At 62.2% G+C, this 19,294-nt stretch carries 18 protein-coding genes; 4 read left to right on the top strand and 14 right to left on the bottom strand.

Annotated elements, in window-relative coordinates; genetic code table 11:
- Positions 1–223: 223 nt before the first annotated feature.
- The 12 genes from lipA to BC443_RS17280 all read right to left on the bottom strand — a co-directional run bounded on the left by lipA (position 224) and on the right by BC443_RS17280 (position 11,844).
- The gene (gene lipA, locus BC443_RS17225; protein WP_208625282.1) at positions 224–1,213 is read right to left on the bottom strand and encodes a lipoyl synthase; all 990 of its coding nucleotides are present in this window, start codon (positions 1,211–1,213) and stop codon (positions 224–226) included.
- Positions 1,214–1,248: 35 nt separating this feature from the next.
- Positions 1,249–1,917, bottom strand: coding sequence for a lipoyl(octanoyl) transferase LipB (lipB, locus tag BC443_RS17230; RefSeq protein ID WP_071233117.1), 669 nt, complete (start codon positions 1,915–1,917; stop codon positions 1,249–1,251).
- 5 nt (positions 1,918–1,922) lie between these two features.
- Complete coding sequence (locus BC443_RS17235) at positions 1,923–2,210, bottom strand: DUF493 domain-containing protein (protein ID WP_071233118.1); 288 nt, start codon at positions 2,208–2,210, stop codon at positions 1,923–1,925.
- Positions 2,211–2,423: 213 nt separating this feature from the next.
- A complete protein-coding gene (locus BC443_RS17240) occupies positions 2,424–3,644 on the bottom strand; it encodes a D-alanyl-D-alanine carboxypeptidase family protein (RefSeq protein WP_071233119.1) in 1,221 nt (406 codons plus the stop codon).
- A gap of 27 nt (positions 3,645–3,671) precedes the next feature.
- Positions 3,672–4,730: a septal ring lytic transglycosylase RlpA family protein gene (locus tag BC443_RS17245; protein ID WP_071233120.1), complete on the bottom strand. Its 1,059-nt coding sequence runs from the start codon at positions 4,728–4,730 to the stop codon at positions 3,672–3,674.
- A complete protein-coding gene (gene mltB / locus BC443_RS17250) occupies positions 4,727–5,773 on the bottom strand; it encodes a lytic murein transglycosylase B (protein WP_071233121.1) in 1,047 nt (348 codons plus the stop codon). The genes BC443_RS17245 and mltB overlap by 4 nt, the downstream gene beginning before the upstream one ends.
- A 35-nt stretch (positions 5,774–5,808) precedes the next feature.
- Positions 5,809–6,951 (bottom strand): rod shape-determining protein RodA, encoded by a 1,143-nt coding sequence (gene rodA, locus BC443_RS17255; RefSeq protein WP_071233122.1) that lies wholly within the window; start codon positions 6,949–6,951, stop codon positions 5,809–5,811.
- Complete coding sequence (gene mrdA, locus BC443_RS17260) at positions 6,941–8,836, bottom strand: penicillin-binding protein 2 (RefSeq protein WP_071233123.1); 1,896 nt, start codon at positions 8,834–8,836, stop codon at positions 6,941–6,943. Before mrdA ends, rodA begins: the two co-directional genes overlap by 11 nt.
- Before the next feature lie 105 nt (positions 8,837–8,941).
- Positions 8,942–9,409: a 23S rRNA (pseudouridine(1915)-N(3))-methyltransferase RlmH gene (gene rlmH / locus BC443_RS17265; protein ID WP_071233124.1), complete on the bottom strand. Its 468-nt coding sequence runs from the start codon at positions 9,407–9,409 to the stop codon at positions 8,942–8,944.
- Positions 9,406–9,789, bottom strand: coding sequence for a ribosome silencing factor (rsfS, locus tag BC443_RS17270; protein WP_071233125.1), 384 nt, complete (start codon positions 9,787–9,789; stop codon positions 9,406–9,408). Before rsfS ends, rlmH begins: the two co-directional genes overlap by 4 nt.
- Before the next feature lie 68 nt (positions 9,790–9,857).
- Positions 9,858–10,514 carry a nicotinate-nucleotide adenylyltransferase gene (nadD, locus tag BC443_RS17275; protein ID WP_247643323.1) on the bottom strand — a complete coding sequence of 219 codons (657 nt, stop codon included), beginning with the start codon at positions 10,512–10,514 and terminating at the stop codon, positions 9,858–9,860.
- A 46-nt stretch (positions 10,515–10,560) separates the two neighbouring features.
- Positions 10,561–11,844: a glutamate-5-semialdehyde dehydrogenase gene (locus BC443_RS17280; protein WP_071233127.1), complete on the bottom strand. Its 1,284-nt coding sequence runs from the start codon at positions 11,842–11,844 to the stop codon at positions 10,561–10,563.
- Positions 11,845–12,105: 261 nt separating this feature from the next.
- Between BC443_RS17280 and BC443_RS17285 the strand changes: the two genes are divergently transcribed.
- Genes BC443_RS17285 through BC443_RS17295 form a run of 3 tightly spaced genes read left to right on the top strand, consistent with a single transcriptional unit; the run spans position 12,106 to position 15,190 of the window.
- Complete coding sequence (locus BC443_RS17285; protein WP_139284365.1) at positions 12,106–12,873, top strand: hypothetical protein; 768 nt, start codon at positions 12,106–12,108, stop codon at positions 12,871–12,873.
- Complete coding sequence (locus BC443_RS17290; RefSeq protein WP_071233129.1) at positions 12,864–13,787, top strand: diguanylate cyclase; 924 nt, start codon at positions 12,864–12,866, stop codon at positions 13,785–13,787. The genes BC443_RS17285 and BC443_RS17290 overlap by 10 nt, the downstream gene beginning before the upstream one ends.
- A complete protein-coding gene (locus BC443_RS17295) occupies positions 13,784–15,190 on the top strand; it encodes a bifunctional DedA family/phosphatase PAP2 family protein (protein ID WP_071233130.1) in 1,407 nt (468 codons plus the stop codon). Before BC443_RS17290 ends, BC443_RS17295 begins: the two co-directional genes overlap by 4 nt.
- Before the next feature lie 234 nt (positions 15,191–15,424).
- Here BC443_RS17295 and BC443_RS17300 read toward each other — a convergent pair whose 3' ends face one another.
- Both BC443_RS17300 and mpl read right to left on the bottom strand, forming a co-directional pair.
- Positions 15,425–16,051: a flavin prenyltransferase UbiX gene (locus tag BC443_RS17300; protein ID WP_071233131.1), complete on the bottom strand. Its 627-nt coding sequence runs from the start codon at positions 16,049–16,051 to the stop codon at positions 15,425–15,427.
- Positions 16,038–17,408, bottom strand: coding sequence for a UDP-N-acetylmuramate:L-alanyl-gamma-D-glutamyl-meso-diaminopimelate ligase (mpl, locus tag BC443_RS17305; RefSeq protein ID WP_071233132.1), 1,371 nt, complete (start codon positions 17,406–17,408; stop codon positions 16,038–16,040). The genes BC443_RS17300 and mpl overlap by 14 nt, the downstream gene beginning before the upstream one ends.
- A gap of 506 nt (positions 17,409–17,914) precedes the next feature.
- Here mpl and BC443_RS17310 point away from each other — a divergent pair.
- Positions 17,915–19,174: a 6-phosphofructokinase gene (locus BC443_RS17310; protein ID WP_071233133.1), complete on the top strand. Its 1,260-nt coding sequence runs from the start codon at positions 17,915–17,917 to the stop codon at positions 19,172–19,174.
- The last annotated feature ends 120 nt before the right edge of the window (positions 19,175–19,294 follow it).

A 19,294-nucleotide genomic window follows, 5' to 3' on the forward strand; every position in this document is an offset into this window, starting at 1 on the left:
TACGTACGTGACGAACGGTCATTGAATACGCCTGAAAGACCTCCTTGGATGCATACCTGTTGCCCATGACCCAAACGGTTCGTCATATCGCATTCCGGCATGAAAACAATACCAGCCAGGGGCAGAACGGGACCAGGCAGGGACGGAACGGGATCAGGCTGAGACAGAACGGGCCTGCCGATCTTATCGGCAGGCCCGTTAACGTCTTCCTGACGAGGCACGCTTACTTCACCTCTACCCCGTGTGCCTGCTTGTCGGCATGATAGGACGAACGCACCAGCGGCCCCGAGGCGACATGCTTGAATCCCATCGCCTTGCCCTGCTCGGCAAACCAGTCGAATGTCTGGGGGTGCACCCAGCGATCGACAGGCAAGTGATTGCGCGAAGGCTGCATGTACTGACCCAGGGTCAGCATGTCGACATCATGAGCGCGCAAATCGCGCATGACCTCGATCACCTGCTCGTCGGTTTCACCGACCCCGAGCATCAACCCTGATTTGGTCATGACTTCTGGACGGCGCGCCTTGTACCCTTTAAGCAAGTCCAGCGACCACTGATAATCGGCACCCGGGCGGACCTTGCGATAGAGCGACGGCACCGTCTCCAGGTTGTGGTTGAAGACATCCGGCGCTTCGCCTTCCAGAATGTCCAGCGCCACCTGCATGCGTCCGCGGAAATCCGGAACCAGCACTTCGATCTCGATGTTCGGGCTGTCGCGACGGATCTCGCGAATGCAGTTGGCGAAATGCTGCGCCCCGCCATCACGCAGGTCATCGCGATCCACGGACGTCACCACGACGTAATTGAGCCGCATCTCGGCAATGGCTTCCGCCAGCTCGCGAGGCTCGTTCTCGTTGAGCGCATTGGGTCGTCCATGCGCGACATCGCAGAAGGGGCAACGGCGGGTACAGATATCGCCCATGATCATGAAGGTCGCCGTCCCGCCACTGAAACACTCGCCCAGATTAGGGCAGGAGGCTTCTTCACAGACGGTGTGCAGTCCGTGCTTGCGCAGGGTCTGCTTGATATGGGTGACCTGAGGAGAAACCGGCATTCTGACGCGCAGCCAGTCCGGTTTCTTCGGCAACGTTTCGGTCGGAATGACCTTGACGGGAATCCGAGAGACCTTCTCGGCACCGCGCAGTTTGACACCGCGCTCGGCGCGTGCCGGCTTCTTGGTCTCGGGCGTTGGCATGACGGTCGTCTCGGTCATAGATCCCTTCCTGATAGGTCGTGGAACATCGGCAGCTAAGCAATCGCTGCCGGTTCAAAAACTTGTGGCCACCCGGATCGAGCGTCGAGTGGCGCGGACAGTCGGCGTGCAAAGCAGTCTGCCAATCTTTCGGCTTCGCTGATCGATGACACCGGCTCGGTCACGTGGTCACGCAATTGGGTCATCTTCAATCCCGCATAGCCGCACGGGTTGATTCGGGCGAACGGTGACAGGTCCATGTCGACGTTGAGCGCGACGCCATGGAAACTGCAGCCCCGCCGAATTCGCAGACCCAGCGATGCGATCTTGTCGTCGGCGACATAGACCCCGGGGGCGTCCGGTCGCGCACGTGCATCGACGCCATGGTGCGCCAGCAGATCGATGACGGCGTTCTCGAGCAGCGTCACCAGCTCCCGTACGCCAAGCCCTCGCCGACGCACATCGAGCAAAGGATAGAGCACGACCTGCCCCGGCCCATGGTAGGTCACCTGGCCACCGCGATCGCTCGCGACGACCGGTATGTCTCCCGGCATCAACAGGTGCTCGGGCTTGCCGGCCCGCCCCTGGGTGAAGACGGGGTCATGCTCGACCAGCCACAACTGATCCGGCGCCGAGGCATCGCGCGTATCGGTAAAACGCGACATCGCCTGCCACACCGGCAGATAAGGCTGATGCCCGAGTCGGTAGAGTTGCAACGTGGACATTGGCGTCACAGCACCATGTGTACGCGTCCGGTCGCCTTCAGATCCTGAAACAGCGCATCCAGCTGCGCTTCTCCGGTGGCATGAATGACCACTCGAACCGATTGAAAGCGACCGTTGCGACTGTCGGAAAGCTTGATGGATGCCGGATCGAACCCGGGAGCATGCCGTTCGATCACCTCGCTGATGGCCGCAACGAAATCTTCGGCGGCATCACCGACTACCCGGATCGGGTAGTCGCACGGAAATTCGACCTTGGGCCGAGGCAGGTCAACATCATTGGGTGTCTGGGTCATGGCGCTATGGTTATCTGAGTCATGGCATTAGGCGCTGAAAGTCATTTCCGACCATTCTACTCAACAACAGCCCGAGCACCAACCGATGCCGGCGAAGCGCGGAAACCGCTGACAGGATCCGCTACTTCGTTTCGAACCTTCGTCATCTTTCGGCACTGCCCCTGGCCGGGCATCGAATCTCGCCAGCGCCCGACCGACAGCGAAAGAGCTGCCTTAATCGAACAGCCCGGTCACGAACAGCACGATGGAGTCCCATACACGCTTGAAGATGCTGCCCTCTTCGACCCCTTCCAGTGCCACCAGCGGCTGCTGGCCCAGCACCTCGTCACCCGACTTGATTTCCAGGGTACCGACCTGCTGTCCGGCCTGAATCGGCGCACGCAGCGTCTCCGGCAGATTGAGGCGTGCGGTCAGGTTGTCGGCGCTCCCCCGCGGCACGGTCATGCTGACCTCGTTCTGCACGCCGAGACGAACGGTATCACTGGCGCCGCCCCAGATACGCGCCTCGTTGAGTACGGAGCCAGCGTCATAGAGCTTGCGAGTCTGGAAGAAGCGGAAGCCGTAGTTGAGCAGGCGCTGAGTTTCTGCCGCCCGGGCTTCATCGGAGTTGGTGCCCATCACCACAGCGATCAGACGGGTATCCTGCTTTTTGGCAGAGGCGACCAGGCAGTAGCCGGCAGCTTCGGTATGGCCCGTCTTCAAGCCATCGACGTCCGGATCGCGCCACAACAGACGATTGCGGTTCGGCTGGCGAATGTCATTCCAGGTAAAGTACTTCTCGGAGTAGACCTGATAGTGATCCGGGAAATCCGTGATGATATGGCGCGCGAGGATGGCCAGGTCATGAGCGGACGAGTAGTGGTCGTCGTGAGGCAGCCCTGTCGGATTCATGAAGTGGCTGTTTTGCATTCCCAGGCGCTGAGCCTGCTGATTCATCAGGTCAGCGAACGCCGATTCACTGCCGGCCACGTATTCTGCCAGCGCCACGCTGGCATCGTTGCCGGACTGCACCACCACGCCGCGAAGCAGGTTCTCGACGCTGACCTGCGTGCCCTCCTGGATGAACATGCGTGAACCGCCCGTGCGCCACGCATTTTCACTGACGCTGACCATGTCGGTGTCGGAGATGCTGCCACCGTCGATTTCCTGCTCGACGATGTAGGCCGTCATCATCTTGGTCAGACTGGCGGGCGGCAGCCGCTGATCGCCGTTGTGATTCACCAGCAGCTGGCCGGTGGAAGCATCCATCAGCACCCAGGAAGACGCGGCCAGATCAGGCGGCGAGGGTATCAACTGCTCCGGTTCCGGGTTGGATGTCGACATCTGGCTATCGGGAGTGGGTTGCTGGGCGCCGGCCGGAGACGACAGCAGCCCCAGACACAATGACGCTGAGATGACCAGGCGTGATACAGACGAAGTGAACAACGCTTTCATGACAATCGGGTTCTCACTGGACGAGGGTTACTGAGTGGGCGCTACCAGGAACGTCTGGCCATAGCCGGCGTCCTGCAGAGTAGCCCTGATGGATTCGAGCGATGCCAGGTCATGAATGGGGCCGACCTGGACACGATAGAGAGGAGACGCATTGTCGATGCGAACCGGCCGCGACAGCAAGCCCTGCAGCCGGCTCTTCAACGCTTCCGCACCGGCTCGTGAACCGAGCGCGGCAACCTGCACGAAGCGCTGCCCTGCCGCCGACGATCCCTCGGAAGCGGAGATGGGCGCAGCGCTTGCAGAAGATAGCGTGGACGAAGACGGAGATTCCTCGGCGTTCGCCGCCGCCAGAACGGGATCGATGCTTGCCTGGTAATTCGCGCCAGAGCTCGCACCGTCGGCCTGCGAAGCGACAGGCCGGGGGGATACCCCCGACATCGATGGCTGACGCGATACCGAACGGGACGCGACCGCGCTCTGACCGGCCTGCGAGCGGTCACCCGCCGATTCACCATGCGTACGTGCCCAGACCACGGGGTCTATCGCCTCGACCTTCACCCGCCCCGTCCCGCCTTTCAGAATACCCAGGCGTGCAGCCGCCGCGTAGGAAAGATCGATCAGCCGGTCGCTGTGAAACGGGCCACGATCGTTCACCCGCACGATGACCTTGCGACCGTTATCGAGATTGGTGACACGCGCGTAAGTCGGCAACGGCAAAGAGCGATGCGCCGCCGACATCTGGTACATGTCGTAGGTCTCGCCATTGGCCGTGTCGTACCCCTGAAACTTGACGCCGTACCAGGAAGCGAGCCCTTCGGCCTCGTAACCGGCAGGGTCGTCGAGCACATGGTAGGTCTTGCCCCATACCGTATAGGTCGAGCGGTTACCGCTCCTGGAACGGGGTTCCACGCGCGGCACCGCATCCGGCACGTTGGCGACGTCTTTCGGCGTATCCGGGTAGGCATCCTGATCCATGGCGTAACGACCGCCCCCGCCCTGGAAGCCGCCGCCACCGGCACATCCCGCCAATAGCGCCAGCAGCAACAGTGCCAGGGAGAAGCGCCATCTCACGGCACACCGAATCATGCCCCGTCACCTTGCGCGTCCTCGGACATGGCAGTCTGAATGCGCTGCGCCAGCGTCGCGACCGCCATCGCATAGAGATGGCTGTGGTTGTAGCGGGTGATGACGTAGAAATTGTCGAGACCCAGCACATAGCGAATGTGCCCGTCGGCAAAATCCAGGGCCAACGGCACGACCTCGTCACTTGGCTGCAAGCTCCCCGCCGTCGGCTCGATACCGACCTGCTGCAACGCCGAAATCGATGTATCCGGCGGCTCGGTACGATTGAAGGTGATGGAAGACGGCAACACATCGGGGCCATCGGCCTCGACCAGCACCGCTTGATGCCGCTGCCAACCATGCTCGCTGAAGTAATTGGCGATACTGCCGATGGCGTCCACCGGGTTGTTCCACAGATCCTTCAGCCCATCGAAATCGAAATCGACCGCGTACGCCTGATAGCTGGTCGGAATGAACTGCGGATAGCCCATGGCACCGGCGTAGGAGCCATGAAGCGTGGCGGGATCGACATCCTGACCTAGCGTGATATCGAGAAACGCCTCGAGCTCACCGCGAAAGAAGGCACCTCGGGAAGGATGGTGAAAGGCCAGCGTGGAGAGAGAATCCAGCACACGATGCGTGCCCTTGTGTTGGCCGTACTGGGTCTCGACACCCAGGATCGCCACCACGATCTCCGGCGGCACGCCGTAGACTTTCTCGGCCCGCGCCAACGCTTCATGATACTTCTCGAGAAAGGCAACGCCCTGTCGAATACGTTCAGGCTGGATGAAGATGTCGCGGTACTCGTCCCAGCGCAAGCGTCTTTCCGCCGCGTGATCCATCGCCTCCAGTACCTGCGGACGATACTGCGCCGCCTGCATCGCGGCTTCCAGCTCGTGACTCGGCAAGCCCTTCCGCGATAGGGCTTCCACCATCTCCTGCACTTCGGGATGGGTGGTCGGGTCGAAATTCTCCTCGGCCTGCGCCGCCGCGCTTGCCAAACCCCAGAGTCCCACCAGCAACAGACTGATGCTGAACCGACGATCTCGTCTCCAACGCAGCGGCATGCGCGACTAGCTCCCTGCTTGCGGCTCTTCCGGCGTCAGTGTGTCAACAGGCGCCGGTGCGTGTGAATCGACATGAGAATACCGAACCCGGCCATCAAGGTCACGCTGGAGGTCCCGCCATAGCTGACCAGCGGCAATGGCACGCCGACCACCGGCAGAATGCCCGTGACCATGCCGATATTCACGAAAACGTAGATGAAAAAGGTCAATACGATACTACCGGCCAGCAAGCGGCCGTAGGTGTCCTGCGCATGATTGGCCATGACCAGCCCGCGCGAGACCAGCAACAGATACAGCACCAGAATGGTACACATGCCGATCAGGCCGAACTCCTCTCCCAGCACGGCGACGATGAAGTCGGTATGGCGCTCCGGCAAGAACTCTAGCTGGGACTGCGTACCCAGCCCCCAGCCCTTGCCTTCCAGCCCGCCGCTGCCGATCGCGGTCTTGGACTGGATGATGTTCCACCCGGCACCGAGAGGGTCGCTTTCCGGATTGAGAAAGGTCAACACTCGCTGACGCTGGTAATCGTGCATGTTGATCCACAGCAGCGGCGCCGCCGCCCCCGCCATGGCCACCAGCGTCAGAATGAATTTCCACGACAGCCCCGTCAGCAGAATCACGAACACTGCCGCGCAGGTCACCAGCAATGACGTGCCAAGGTCAGGCTGACGGGCGATCAGCAGCACCGGCACCCCGATGATCACCGCGCAGACGATCAGATCGCGCCAGGTGGGCGGCAGGGGGCGGCGATGAAAATAGGCCGCCAGCATCATCGGCATGGCGATCTTCATCACCTCCGAAGGCTGGAATCGCAACGGACCGATCTCCAGCCAGCGCTGGGCACCCATGCCGATGTCCCCCATGATCTCGACGGCGATCAGCATCAAGAGGCCGCCACCGTAGGCCAGCGGTGTCCATCGGAACAGCGTGCCGGGCGAGAACTGCGCGATGATCACCGCGCCCAGCAAGGCCACACCCATGCGCGACGCCTGCGCCATCGTCGTCGAGGCCGACATGCCGCTGGCGCTGTAGAGCACCACCAGTCCGAACGAGATCAGCAGCAGCAGGATCGACAATAGCCACGGGTCGAGATGCATGCGCAGCCACAACGAGCGCTTGCGCCCGACTCGGGCTTGATGGGCTCTCGGTGCCACGCGTTGGAAATCAATCGCCATCGATACTCTCGATTTCTTCGTTGACGGTGGTACCCGGCGGATCCTCGAGCTTCCCGTCGGGCAACAGCCAGGCATCGGTAAGCTCGCGACCGAGGCCGGATACGCCGCCGCCAGCATTCTCGACGATGACGGCAACCGCGATCTGAGGGTCGTCTACGGGCGCAAAACCGATGAACAGCGCGTGATCACGGAGGCGTTCGGCCAGTTCGTCGGCGTCGTACTTCTCGTTCTGCCCCAACGAAAAGACCTGAGCAGTGCCGGTCTTCGCTGCCATCTCGTACTGCAGGCCAGCGCCAGCCTTGCGGGCGGTCCCTTCGGAGCCGTTCATCACCGCTTCCATGCCTTTGAAGACATCCTGCCACCAGCGCGCCTGATCGATCTGTACATCCGGCTTGGTATCCGCGAATGGCGGCTCGACGATCTCGTCGCCGATGCGCTTGGCCAGATGCGGCCGCACCCAATGTCCCCGATTGGCCAGTGTCGCGGTGGCAGCCGCCAACTGGAGTGGCGTCGCCATGAAATATCCTTGACCGATGCCGGCAGAAAGCGTTTCTCCCGGATACCACACCTGGTTGTACTTCTCGCGCTTCCATTCGCGTGACGGCATCAGGCCCGGCGACGCTCCCTGGACATCCAGCGACGTGACCTCGCCAAAGCCGAACTGGTGCATGAACGCCGAGAGACGGTCGATGCCCAGCCGGTACGCCATGGTATAGAAGTAGGTGTTGTTGGAGACTTCCAGCGCTCGCTCGAGATCGACACGACCGTGCCCCCACCGCAGCCAGTTGTGGTAGCGCCGGCTATCATTGGGCAACTGGAAATAGCCAGGGTCATAGATGACGTCGTTGGGCTTGACCACCCCATCCTGCAAGGCGCCCAGCGCCTCGAACGGCTTGACGGTCGAACCCGGCGGATACTGCCCGCGTACCGCACGGTTATACAGCGGCAGGTCCAGATTTTCCTGCAAGGCGCGATAATCCTTGTAGGAGATCCCGGTCACGAACTTGTTGATGTCGAAGCCCGGTGCCGAAACCATCGCCAGGATGTCGCCCGTCTTGGGCTGAATGGCCACGATGGCACCGCGTCGTCCGCCCAGCAGATCATAGGCCATGTGCTGCAGACGGCTGTCGATGGTCAGCGTGATGTCCTTGCCCGGCTCTGCCGGATTTCGGTCCAGTTCACGCAGGACCCGGCCACGCGCGTTGGTCTCGACCTTGCGCAGGCCGGCCTTGCCATGAAGCTGATCCTCGTAGGTGTACTCGACCCCCGTCTTGCCGATGAAATGAGTACCCGCATAGTTGCCGGGATCCAGATCGGCCAGCTCATCGGCGTTGATCCGCCCGACGTAACCGAGCACGTGAGACATCACGATCGGATCAGGGTAATAGCGCATCAACTGGGCCTCGACCTCGACACCGCTAAGCAGATAGCGGTTCACGGCCAGGCGGGCAATCTGATCCTCGGTGAGATCGCTGATCAACAGCGCAGGCTGATAGGGTCGCTGGCGCTGACGGGAACGCTCCCGAAAGGTCTCGACCTCGTCCTCGGGCAGCCCCAGGATATCCACCAGACGCTGTAACGTGGTATCGAGATCATCGACACGTTCGCGCACGATGGTGAGGTTGTAGGTCGGGCGGTTTTCCGCCAGCAGCTTGCCGTTTCGGTCGTAAATCAGGCCACGACGCGGCGGTAACGGCTCCACTCGCATGCGATTGTTGTCGGAGCGCGTGATGAAGACGTCATGCTCGATGACCTGCAAATAGACCAGACGCGAAACGAGCGCGCCTGCCATCAGCAGAATGATCAGGGCAGCGACCAGCGAGCGATTGCGAAAGACACGAACTTCCTGTTCGTGGTTCTTGACGTTTTCCCGACGTTTACGCATGACAGAAGCAGCGATTCAGGGCAGGGATCGGCTCCGAGCCGTCACGGCGTCCGGCGGCGTCGCTTTCGGTGGCGTCAAATGGAAACAAGCGACTGACTCTCTGACTCAACGGTGATACGGATGTCCTGCGAGCAATGTCCAGGCGCGATAGAGCTGTTCCGCCAGCACCACCCGCACCAGGGGGTGCGGCAGCGTCAGTGCCGACAGCGACCAGGATTGCCGAGCGCGGGCGACGACGCGCGGATCGAGACCGTCGGGACCTCCGACCAACAGCGCGACGTCCTGCCCTTCCAGCCGCCAGGAGTCCAGCTCTGCGGCCAGTTGCTCGGTCGTCCAGGACGCCCCTTCGACCTCGAGCGCCACGATACGTTCCTGATCGCGCAACTTTTCCAGCATCCGATCACCTTCGGCCTGGATCGCCCGCGTCACGTCGGCATTCTTGCCGCGGGCACCGGGCGGGATCTCGACGATCTCGAAGGGCATCTCGCGCGGCAACCGCTTGCGATACTCATCGACCCCGGCCTCGACCCACGCCGGCATGCGCGAGCCGACGGCCAGCAACCGGATCTTCACCCGCGAAGCTCTTGACCGCGAAGCTCTTGACGATCCGCGGCACGCTTCGAATCCGTGGGCAGGTCGGCCCAGAGACGCTCGAGATCATAGAGTTGACGGGTCTCCGGCATCATCACATGAGCGACAACGTCGCCCAGATCCACCAGCACCCATTCACCGCTCTGCTGCCCTTCTACGCCCAGCGGTCGAAGGCCGGCCTCCTTCGCCTTTTCGATCACGTTATCCGCCAGTGCGGAGACATGACGCGACGATGTGCCGCTCGCGACCACCATGACATCAGTGACACTGGTCAATTCGGCTACATCCAGCTCGACGACGTCACGCGCTTTCAACTCTTCGAGCGCATCCACCACCAATGATTTAAGCGTATCTGTCTGCATAGCTCCTCGTCATATAGCCCCTTGAAAAAGGGCAATCGCGTCTCCCGGAAATCCGGAAGACGCGCATTTTACTCGGATAACCCGTCAGCGCCAGTCCCCGACTCGCGATAGAGCCCGTGGGTTTCGATATAGCGCTCGACGGATTCGGGAATCAGATATCGCACGCTGAGCCCTTGCTGCAAGCGCCGACGCACTTCGGTCGCCGCGATCGCCATGCGGCTGGGCAAGCGCAGGCGCAACAAGTGGCCGGCAGGCGCCGTCATCAGCGATTCGACCGTAGCGACCTCACGACCTTCGATCAATGAAGCCAGTGCCGGCTTCAGCGGTTCCTCGTGGTCGGGACGATCGATCACCACGATGTGGGCGAGCGACAGCAAGCGCTCGTACTGATGCCAGTCGGGAAGCCCCAGAAAGGCATCGTGACCGACGGCCATGACAAGCCGCGCCTGTTCTCCCCACGCTTCGCGCAATGACGCCAGGGTGTCGACGGAGTAGGAATGACCTGAACGACGCACCTCACGGTCGTCCGCCACCAGGCCGGGCGTGTCACCGATACCGGCCTTCAGCATGGCCAGCCGGTGCTCGGCGGAAATACCGGGTGCCGTGCGATGAGGCGGAACGTGGACCGGAATCATGTGCACCGCATCTAGCGCCAGCGCCTCTCCCAGCTCCACGGCACTACGCAGATGTCCTATATGGACAGGGTCGAAGGTGCCGCCGAGCATGGCGATACGCGCAATGGACGAATGCCGCGCGTCAGTTTGTCGCACGTCAGTTCCGGACATGACCGTCGCCAAAGACCACGTATTTTCGGGTCGTCAGGCCTTCGAGGCCAACCGGGCCGCGGGCATGCAGCTTGTTGGTCGAAATGCCGATCTCGGCGCCCAGGCCATATTCGAAGCCATCGGCAAAACGTGTCGAGGCATTGACGATGACCGAACTGGAATCCACCTCGGCCAGAAACCGTCTGGCGAGGGTCAGGTTTTCCGTCACGATCGCGTCGGTGTGCTGCGAACCATAGGTGTTGACGTGTTCGACCGCCTGGTCGAAACCGTCGACGATGCGAATCGCCAGAATCGGTGCCAGATACTCCGTCGACCAGTCCGCCTCCGAGGCGGCGACGGCGTCGTCGATCCATTCCCGGGTGCGCGGACAGCCACGCATCTCGACGTGCTTGTCGCGATAGATCGCTGCCAGCTCGGGCAGCACCCGCGCCGCGATATCGGCATGCACCAGCAGGGTTTCCATGGTATTGCAGGGAGAGTAGCGCTGGGTCTTGGCGTTGTCGGCGATCGCCACCGCCTTGTCGACATCCGCAGCCGCATCGATATAGACGTGGCAGATCCCATCGAGATGCTTGATGACAGGCACCGTGGCCTCGTCGGCGACGCGCGTGATCAACGACTTGCCGCCCCGCGGAATGATGACGTCCACGAACTGCGGCATGGTGATCAATGCCCCTACCGCGGCACGATCGGTGGTTGCCACGATCTGCACGGCCGCTGCCGGCAGCCCGGCGTCCTCGAGCCCCAGACGAATGCACTCCGCGATCGCCGCATTGCTGGACGCCGCCTCCGAGCCGCCACGAAGAATGCAGGCGTTCCCGGACTTCAGACAGAGGCTCGCCGCCTCGACGGTCACATTGGGACGCGACTCGTAGATGATACCGATCACGCCCAGGGGAACACGCATCTGGCCGACCTGAATGCCGCTGGGGCGATAGCTCAGGCCATCGATCTGGCCGACGGGATCGGCAAGCGCCGCCACCTGACGAACACCGGCGATCATGGCATCGACTCGCTCGGGGGTCAGCGCCAGGCGATCCAGCAGGGCGTCACTCAGCCCGTTGTCGCGCCCGCGCTGCAAATCCTCCCGGTTGGCCGCCGCCAGGGCCGGCCGCGCCGCTTCCAGCCGAGCCACGATGGCCTCCAGCGCGCGGTTCTTGGAACCGCTGTCGACCCGGCGCAGCGCGGCACTGGCGCTACGCGCCCGCTGCCCCAGATCCTGCATGTACTGAACGATATCCTCGACCCGAGAGGCCGCAGTCTGCTGCATGGTGTACTATTCCATCTCGTTGGTAGCCCGCAACGAGCGCCGTTCGTCGTCGAAATCCGCAACGGCCCGGTAGGCTAGAAAACTTGGCGTCAATGATACGATAGCGCTTTGCCCGTTATCGTCGATCACGCTATACGCTCAGTCCCGGCACATGCGATAGTGAGACACGAATCGAGCACGCCATTCGCAATCGGTCCAATATAAGCCACCATGCAAAGCAAGTACAAAAGCCTCGGCTTCAAAACGCTTCTGGCGCTTATCTTGGTGCTTGCTCTGTTGACGGGCTGGCTGGCCGAAGGCGCGATGAGGGCAACTGCCTGGACCAGCGCCGTCGTCTTCGCTTTCCTGCTGGCTCGTCCTGCACGTCTCACGCCGTGGTTTCCCATCGCGATTCTCCTGCTCGCCGTCGGCCTGCTCCTGGTCGGTCGCGCCCATACGAATATCTGGCTCTGGGTTCTGCCCTTGTGCCTGTTGGGGCTGGCGGGTCGAGCCGGAATCGTGGTGAATGTGGCGGCCTACCTGTCGTGCGTGACCTACATCGGCTGGACGCAGACCCTCCCAACCGCTGTCGTTGCCGCGACTTCCCTGGCTATCGTCTGGCTGCTGTCCCTGGAGCGACAGCAGCGGACGCCGCCGCCGGTGAAGCCCGATTGGCTGCTCCCGCCGGCTCAGCTGGATACCGACATTCAACGCGAACTCAAGCGAGCCAAGCGAGAAGCCTTGCATGGCGAGGTGGTAGTTTTCGGCTGCGCCCGCTCGACGAGTGCCGACATGAAACAGCTCTGCCGATACCTTCAGGAGCAACTGGCACTCTATGAACGTGCCTATCGGCTCAATGACTATGGGGTTGCCGTGATTCTCGTGGCGCCCAGCGCCGAAGCCGCCCATCAGCGCCGACGATATCTGGGCTGTGCTGTCGTGCCTCATCGGGAGGTCTCCTCGACCCCACTGAGGGAAATTGGCGATCGCTTCGCTCGTCATACCGGCAAGCCGGCGAAGCATGCTTCGGAGATGCAACCTTGGCATTGAGTCGATACAAGCTGATCGCTCAGCTACTTACGCTGTTGCTGCTGGTGGGGCTCGCGCTGTGGGAACACCTGATGCGCCACTACGACTTGATATTGCCGCCTACGCTGTTAGCGATCGCGTTGCTGGTCTCTCTGCCGCTGCAATGGCTGGGGCGCTTGCGACCGACGGTGGTCGATCATCTACTTCTGACTGGCGGGCTGATTCTGTGTGCGGTGGAAGCCCCGAGTAGCGACACCCCCATGCTGTGGCTGGGACTGTCGATAATCCTCGGCTTTCTGTTGTTGACGCTCCTCCCGGCGCTCCTGCTGGCGCTCTGTCTCGTCCCGGCGATGCTCACTCTGCTCGGCGACGAACACATCACGGCGCTCAACCTGATACTGGGCTGGTGGCTGGCGCTCGTTGCGGCTACCTTGCTCGTTCTGCTGAATCACCCATCCCGTGCTCAGCGCTTCACATTGAGGCCTTGGCGACGCGACAAGCGACTTCCTATCGCCTGTATTCGAGCAAACCTGAAAATAGAAATCGCCAGGGCGTCTGCGCTCGACCAGCCATTGAGCGTACTGGTCGTGTACATTCCCCAGCTGGATCAAGCCGGAGATCAATTCGGTGGCCACTTGCGCGAGGTGCTTTCGTCCAATTTCAGCCACGCGGTTTCCGACAATAGCCGCCAGAGCGACCTGCTCGGCGAATATAATGCCAACGTTTTCTGGCTCATTCTGCCCAACACGGCTGAACCTGGAGCCATTGCCGCTGCCAAAAGGCTCTCGGACGTAGTGACGATGGTCGCCCATCCAGAAATCGGCCCGCTGGAAACCTACAGCCGGGTATGCACCCTTCAGGCGCAGGAAAGCGTGGAGCAATTCTCGAAACGTCTCGAAGCCGCCGCCAACAAACTGCTGGAACCTCACGCGTGAACTTCACACACTGGCTCTATACGCTTGCGCCTCAGCCGGAACTGCTGTTGGCTATCATTTTCACGGTGGCGCTGATCGAGTCCCTGGCCGTTGTCGGCATCGTGGTTCCTGGCGTCGTGCTGTTGAGTGCAGCCGCCTCGATCGCCGGTCATAACGACACCTCCCTGCCACTGGTGCTGGCAGCCGGCACCCTCGGGGCTTTTGCCGGCGACAACCTCAGCTTCTGGCTGGGCCGCAAGCAACGCAGCCGGATCCCTCACTGGTGGCCACTGAAGCAACATCCCGAGTGGCTGAGCCGAGGCAATGAGTTCTTCCAGCGGTATGGCACCCTATCGGTCATCGTCGGTCGCTTCGTCGGCCCCGTGCGCCCGTTCATCCCCATGGTCGCGGGCATGCTGTCGATGCCATCGAAGCGCTTCGCTGTCGTCAATATCATTTCTGCCCTGGCGTGGGCGCCGGTCTATCTCTTGCCCGGCTTTCTGCTGGGACGCTCGTGGGAAGAGCTGATGGAGTTGCCTGCAGGAGCCGAGCGCTGGCTGCTGACGCTATCCCTGTCGCTACTGGCATTGGCGCTGCTGTTTTCCTGGATCCGCTATCAACTGAGCGGGGACGGCCGCGTGCATCGCTGGCTGGAAAATCGCATGACTCGCAGCCCCGTACTGGCCAAGGGATGGAACCAGCTTTGCTCGCCTGCGCCGGCGAACGAATTCCCCCTGGCGTCATTGTCGTTGCTGCTGACCAGCCTGATTGCCCTGATTGGCTGGACCACATGGGTGCTGATGCATGACGGCCCGTTGCCGATGGATGAGCAGATCCACTCCCTCGCCAACCTGCTTCAGCGGAGCTGGCTGGTGGGAACCAGCCAAACACTCGCCGAGATCGGCGATGCGATGGGCATCAGCGTCCTGATGGCGCCGTGGCTGCTGTGGCTTCTCTATGCAAAGCGCTTCGCGGCGCTACTGCACATCGCCGGCGCCCTGATACTGGTCGCGGTCAGCAACACGGTCTTCAAGGATCTGGCGGGGCGGGCGCGGCCGGACACCCCCGATTACCTGACCGGCTCGATGTCCTATCCCAGCGCCCATACGTCGACGATCGTCGTCGTGGTGGGTTTGACGGCAGCGTTTGCCGCCCAGGTGATGCCCCAGCGCTACCGCGGATACGCCTACTGGATGGGCATCATCGTCTGCATGCCCATGGCGCTGTCCCGGCTGGTGATCGGCGTTCACTGGGCCAGCGACCTGATCGGCGGTGCCCTGCTCGGGCTGGTGGTCTGCGCCGTGACCCGCATCAGCTACCAGCATTTTCAGCGCCCCGACCGAGACATGCCGCCCTGGGTGTGGCTCTGCCTCGCCTCCCTGATACTGGAGACGGCACGCGTCGTCTTCTTCTCGCCCGTATGATGCCGCTGTAGAACGGCTGCAAAAGAACGATACCCAGAACCCGTTCACGATCTCGCGAGCCAGATCAAACCAGGCGAAAACGGCTCAGGAAACGGAATTACATCGGGGTAAATAAGTATTCCGATGTCGTTCGACTCGCTTTGCTCACCCTACGGGCCAGCCTCCGGCTGTTGTCTCCGCCGAGCTCCGACCCAACAACGTGCGGCCGACACGCAGCAGATTGTGAACAGGCGCTCAGTCACCCCAGCGCGGCATCAATGTCTGAGCGATACCCAGCTGGTTGAGTATCCGCGCCACGATGAAATCGATCATCGCTTCGATGCTGTCCGGACGGTGATAGAACCCCGGCGCCGCCGGCAGCATGACGGCGCCCATATGGGTCAGCTTGAGCATGTTGTCGAGATGCACCGCCGAGAGCGGTGTCTCCCGAGGCACGAGAATCAGCTGCCGACGCTCCTTGAGCGCGACATCGGCGGCCCGTTCGATGAGGTTGTTGCTCGCCCCGCAGGCTACCGCCGAGAGCGTGCCGGTCGAGCATGGGCAGATCACCAGCGCCCGCCAGTTGCCGGAGCCGGAAGCGACCGGCGCCATCCAGTCTTCCCGCCCGAAACAGCGAACCTGCCCCTCGCCAGCGCCGAATCGCTCGGTCAACGACTGGGCCAGCCGATCCGGCTGCGCCGGCAGATCGATATCGGTCTCGACCGCGACGACGCGATGCGCCGCTTTCGAAATCATCACGTAAACCTCGTGCCCGGCCCCCACCAGACACTCGATCAGACGCAGCCCATATTGCACGCCGGAAGCGCCGGTCAACGCCACGGCGACTGGCGCTGCGTACGTCGCGGCTTCATCGCGCCTCATGACGAGCCTCCAGTGCCTGAAGCAGCTTGCCGTGAATCCCGCCGAATCCGCCATTGGACATGACCACGATTCGATCGCCCGAGGCTGCCGCCTCCACGACCTCGCCGACGAGCGCGCCGAGGTCGCTGGATACCCGGCTAGCCGCGTGTCCGGCGACAACCTCGTCCAGCGACCAGTCCAGCCCCGGTGGCTGATACCACCAGACCCGGTCGGCTATCGACGTACTGTCGGCCAGGCGCGATTTCATCGTGCCCTGGCGCATGGTGTTGGAGCGCGGCTCGATGATTGCCAGCAACCGGCCACCGTGGCGGTCCTGGTGCAGCCCTTCGAGGGTCAGCGCAATCGCGGTGGGATGATGCGCGAAGTCGTCGAGCACCTGAATCCCGGCCACCTCCCCGCGGACCTCCTGGCGTCGCTTGGGCGCCGCGAAAGTGGATAGCGCTCGGCAACCGTCGGCCAGCGAAACCCCGAGCCGATGAGCGGCCGCCAGCGCGGCCACGCCATTGGCGGCATTGTGGCGGCCACTCATCGCCCAATGAACCACCTGCTGCTCGCCACCGGCCGTCACCGTAAAGACACGGCTATCCTCCGGGTCGAGCGCAAAACGCCAATCGCTGCCGTCACGTTGACCGAAGCGCTGTACCGGCGACCAGCAGCCCTGCGCCAGAACCCGCTCCAGTGCCGGCTCGTCGTCGGCGACCAACAGGCCGCCGTTACCCGGCACGGTTCGAACAAAATGGTGAAACTGGCGCTCGATAGCCGCTAGATCAGCGAAGATATCCGCGTGATCGAATTCCAGGTTGTTGAGAATCGCGACATCCGGGCGGTAGTGGACGAACTTCGAACGTTTGTCGAAGAACGCGGTGTCGTATTCGTCCGCTTCCACCACGAACGGCGCACCGGCCTTGCCAAGACGAGACGAGCATCCGAAATTGCGCAATACACCGCCGATCAGAAACCCGGGTTCGAAACCCGCGGCTTCCAGTATCCAGGCCAGCATGCTCGCCGTGGTGGTCTTGCCGTGCGTCCCCGCTACTGCCAAAACCTGCCGCCCCGGCAATACGTGTTCCGCCAGCCACTGCGGCCCGGAAGTATAGGGGAGCTTGGCGTTCAGCAAGGCTTCGATTTCCGGATTCCCCCGGGAGAGCGCATTGCCGACGATGACCAGATCGGGAGCCGGCTTGAGATTCTCGGGACGATAACCCTCCATCAACTCGATGCCGATCTCCTCGAGCTGAAGGCTCATCGGGGGATAGACGTTGGCATCCGAGCCGGTCACGCGATATCCCAGCATCTTTGCCAGACGCGCGAGACTGCCCATGAACGTGCCACAGACCCCCACTACATGAACGTGCATACCACTCTCCCTTGCATGAGCCGGCGAGCCTAGCATGGCCTCGCGAGCCGGGCCACCGGCCCGCTCGCCGTGGAACCCGCCCCCCCTGCCATTGAGCGAAAAATGGCCTCGAGAGCCGCTTGGAGACGCTCCATGATCCTTGATGTCTTCCGGAAACGTATCGAAACACCGCTGCCAGATACCCCGCTCATCGTGGCAACAGTGACAGGCGTTAGCGGCTAACTCATTCCGCAGTCGCAGAAAAATGACCGAGGCAGCTACGGGCTTCTCGTGTTAACAGGCATTCGCCTTTCGGCTATGCTGGGCCGGCATCCGTGACTCGCGATATCGCAACATCCTCGACAAGAGGCATCACGCCGTTGACCGCCGGGCTTCATCACTTGGTGGCCGAAGACAGGCTGTCTCTACCGCGCAGCGTCAAGGAAGTCAGCACCGGTAGAAGATCCGCGCACGCCGGGCCAACGACGTGAGCCAGCATAACCGAATACCAGGAGATGAGAGCCGACATGGCCAAGCATAATGCCTTTTACGCCCAGTCCGGTGGCGTCACCGCCGTCATCAACGCCAGCGCCTGCGGCGTGATCGAGGCCTGCCGCCGCCACCCGGACCGCATCGGTCACCTTTATGCCGGGCATAACGGCATCATCGGCGCGCTCATGGAAGACTTGATCGATACCAATCAGGAGAGCGACGAATCCGTCTCGGCGCTCCGCCATACACCGGGAGGCGCTTTTGGCTCCTGCCGATACAAGCTCAAGTCGATCGAGACGCACCGCGCCGAATACGAACGCCTGATCGAAGTGTTCAAGGCTCACGACATCCGCTACTTCTTCTACAATGGCGGCGGCGACAGCGCCGATACCTGCCTCAAGGTCTCTCAACTCTCGGAGACGATGGGTTACCCCCTGACGGCCATCCATGTGCCCAAGACCGTCGACAACGATCTGCCCATCACCGATAACTCACCCGGTTTCGGCAGTGTCGCCAAGTACGTCGCCACCTCGACACGAGAAGCGGCGCTCGACATCGAATCGATGTGCTCCACCTCGACCAAGGTGTTCATTCTCGAAGTCATGGGTCGTCATGCCGGCTGGATCGCTGCCGCTGGCGCGCTGGCTGGCGAGTCGCCCGAACAGGCACCGCATGTGATCATCTTTCCCGAGATCGCCTTCGATCGGGCCACGGTCATGGCGCGTATCGACGAGGCCGTCAAACGTCACGGCTTCTGCGTGATCGTGGTCTCCGAAGGCGCGCAATATGCCGACGGCACCTTCCTTGCCGATGCCGGCAGCACCGATGCCTTCGGCCATAAGCAGCTGGGCGGAGTCGCGCCGATGCTGGCCTCCATGGTCAAGGAAGATCTCGGCCATAAATACCACTGGGCAGTGGCCGACTACCTGCAGCGCGCCGCACGCCACATCGCCTCCAGGACCGATGTCGATCAGGCCTATGCCGTGGGCGAAGCCGCCGTCGAACTCGCCCTGGCGGGGCAGAATTCGATGATGCCGGCAATCAAGCGCGTTTCGGACACGCCATACGAATGGAAGATCGAGGCGGCGCCGCTGTCGGAGATCGCCAACCACGAGAAGTTCATGCCGCGCGACTACATCAGCGAAGACGGTCTCTATATCAGCGAAGCCGGGCGACGCTATCTCGCCCCGCTGATTCTGGGCGAGGACTTCCCCCCGTTCGAGAACGGCCTGCCCAAGGTGGCCAAATTGAAGAAGGCCAAGGTCGAGCGCAAGCTGGCGACGTTCGAGCTGTAATACGCCACGACCGATATCGTCGGCACCGTGATCACGGTGCCGACGAATGTACCGCTCCTTCCCTCGTACCAACCCTTCTCGGCCGCTCCCCCGAATATTCGGCTGCCTTTCCTCGGCTTT

Source organism: Salinicola sp. MIT1003 (assembly GCF_001858555.1).
Classification (GTDB): Bacteria; Pseudomonadota; Gammaproteobacteria; order Pseudomonadales; family Halomonadaceae; genus Salinicola; species Salinicola salarius.

What these genes read in the sequence shown, in the direction of transcription:
- nadD (WP_247643323.1), bottom strand. Translation starts at nt 10,514, where the DNA reads ATGCTCGGCGGCACCTTCGACCCTGTCCATATAGGACATCTGCGTAGT.
- lipB (WP_071233117.1), bottom strand. Translation starts at nt 1,917, where the DNA reads ATGTCCACGTTGCAACTCTACCGACTCGGGCATCAGCCTTATCTGCCG.
- mltB (WP_071233121.1), bottom strand. Translation starts at nt 5,773, where the DNA reads ATGCCGCTGCGTTGGAGACGAGATCGTCGGTTCAGCATCAGTCTGTTG.
- BC443_RS17235 (WP_071233118.1), bottom strand. Translation starts at nt 2,210, where the DNA reads ATGACCCAGACACCCAATGATGTTGACCTGCCTCGGCCCAAGGTCGAA.
- rodA (WP_071233122.1), bottom strand. Translation starts at nt 6,951, where the DNA reads ATGGCGATTGATTTCCAACGCGTGGCACCGAGAGCCCATCAAGCCCGA.
- lipA (WP_208625282.1), bottom strand. Translation starts at nt 1,213, where the DNA reads ATGACCGAGACGACCGTCATGCCAACGCCCGAGACCAAGAAGCCGGCA.
- BC443_RS17300 (WP_071233131.1), bottom strand. Translation starts at nt 16,051, where the DNA reads ATGAGGCGCGATGAAGCCGCGACGTACGCAGCGCCAGTCGCCGTGGCG.
- rsfS (WP_071233125.1), bottom strand. Translation starts at nt 9,789, where the DNA reads ATGCAGACAGATACGCTTAAATCATTGGTGGTGGATGCGCTCGAAGAG.
- BC443_RS17240 (WP_071233119.1), bottom strand. Translation starts at nt 3,644, where the DNA reads ATGAAAGCGTTGTTCACTTCGTCTGTATCACGCCTGGTCATCTCAGCG.
- BC443_RS17310 (WP_071233133.1), top strand. Translation starts at nt 17,915, where the DNA reads ATGGCCAAGCATAATGCCTTTTACGCCCAGTCCGGTGGCGTCACCGCC.
- BC443_RS17280 (WP_071233127.1), bottom strand. Translation starts at nt 11,844, where the DNA reads ATGCAGCAGACTGCGGCCTCTCGGGTCGAGGATATCGTTCAGTACATG.
- mrdA (WP_071233123.1), bottom strand. Translation starts at nt 8,836, where the DNA reads ATGCGTAAACGTCGGGAAAACGTCAAGAACCACGAACAGGAAGTTCGT.
- mpl (WP_071233132.1), bottom strand. Translation starts at nt 17,408, where the DNA reads ATGCACGTTCATGTAGTGGGGGTCTGTGGCACGTTCATGGGCAGTCTC.
- BC443_RS17245 (WP_071233120.1), bottom strand. Translation starts at nt 4,730, where the DNA reads ATGATTCGGTGTGCCGTGAGATGGCGCTTCTCCCTGGCACTGTTGCTG.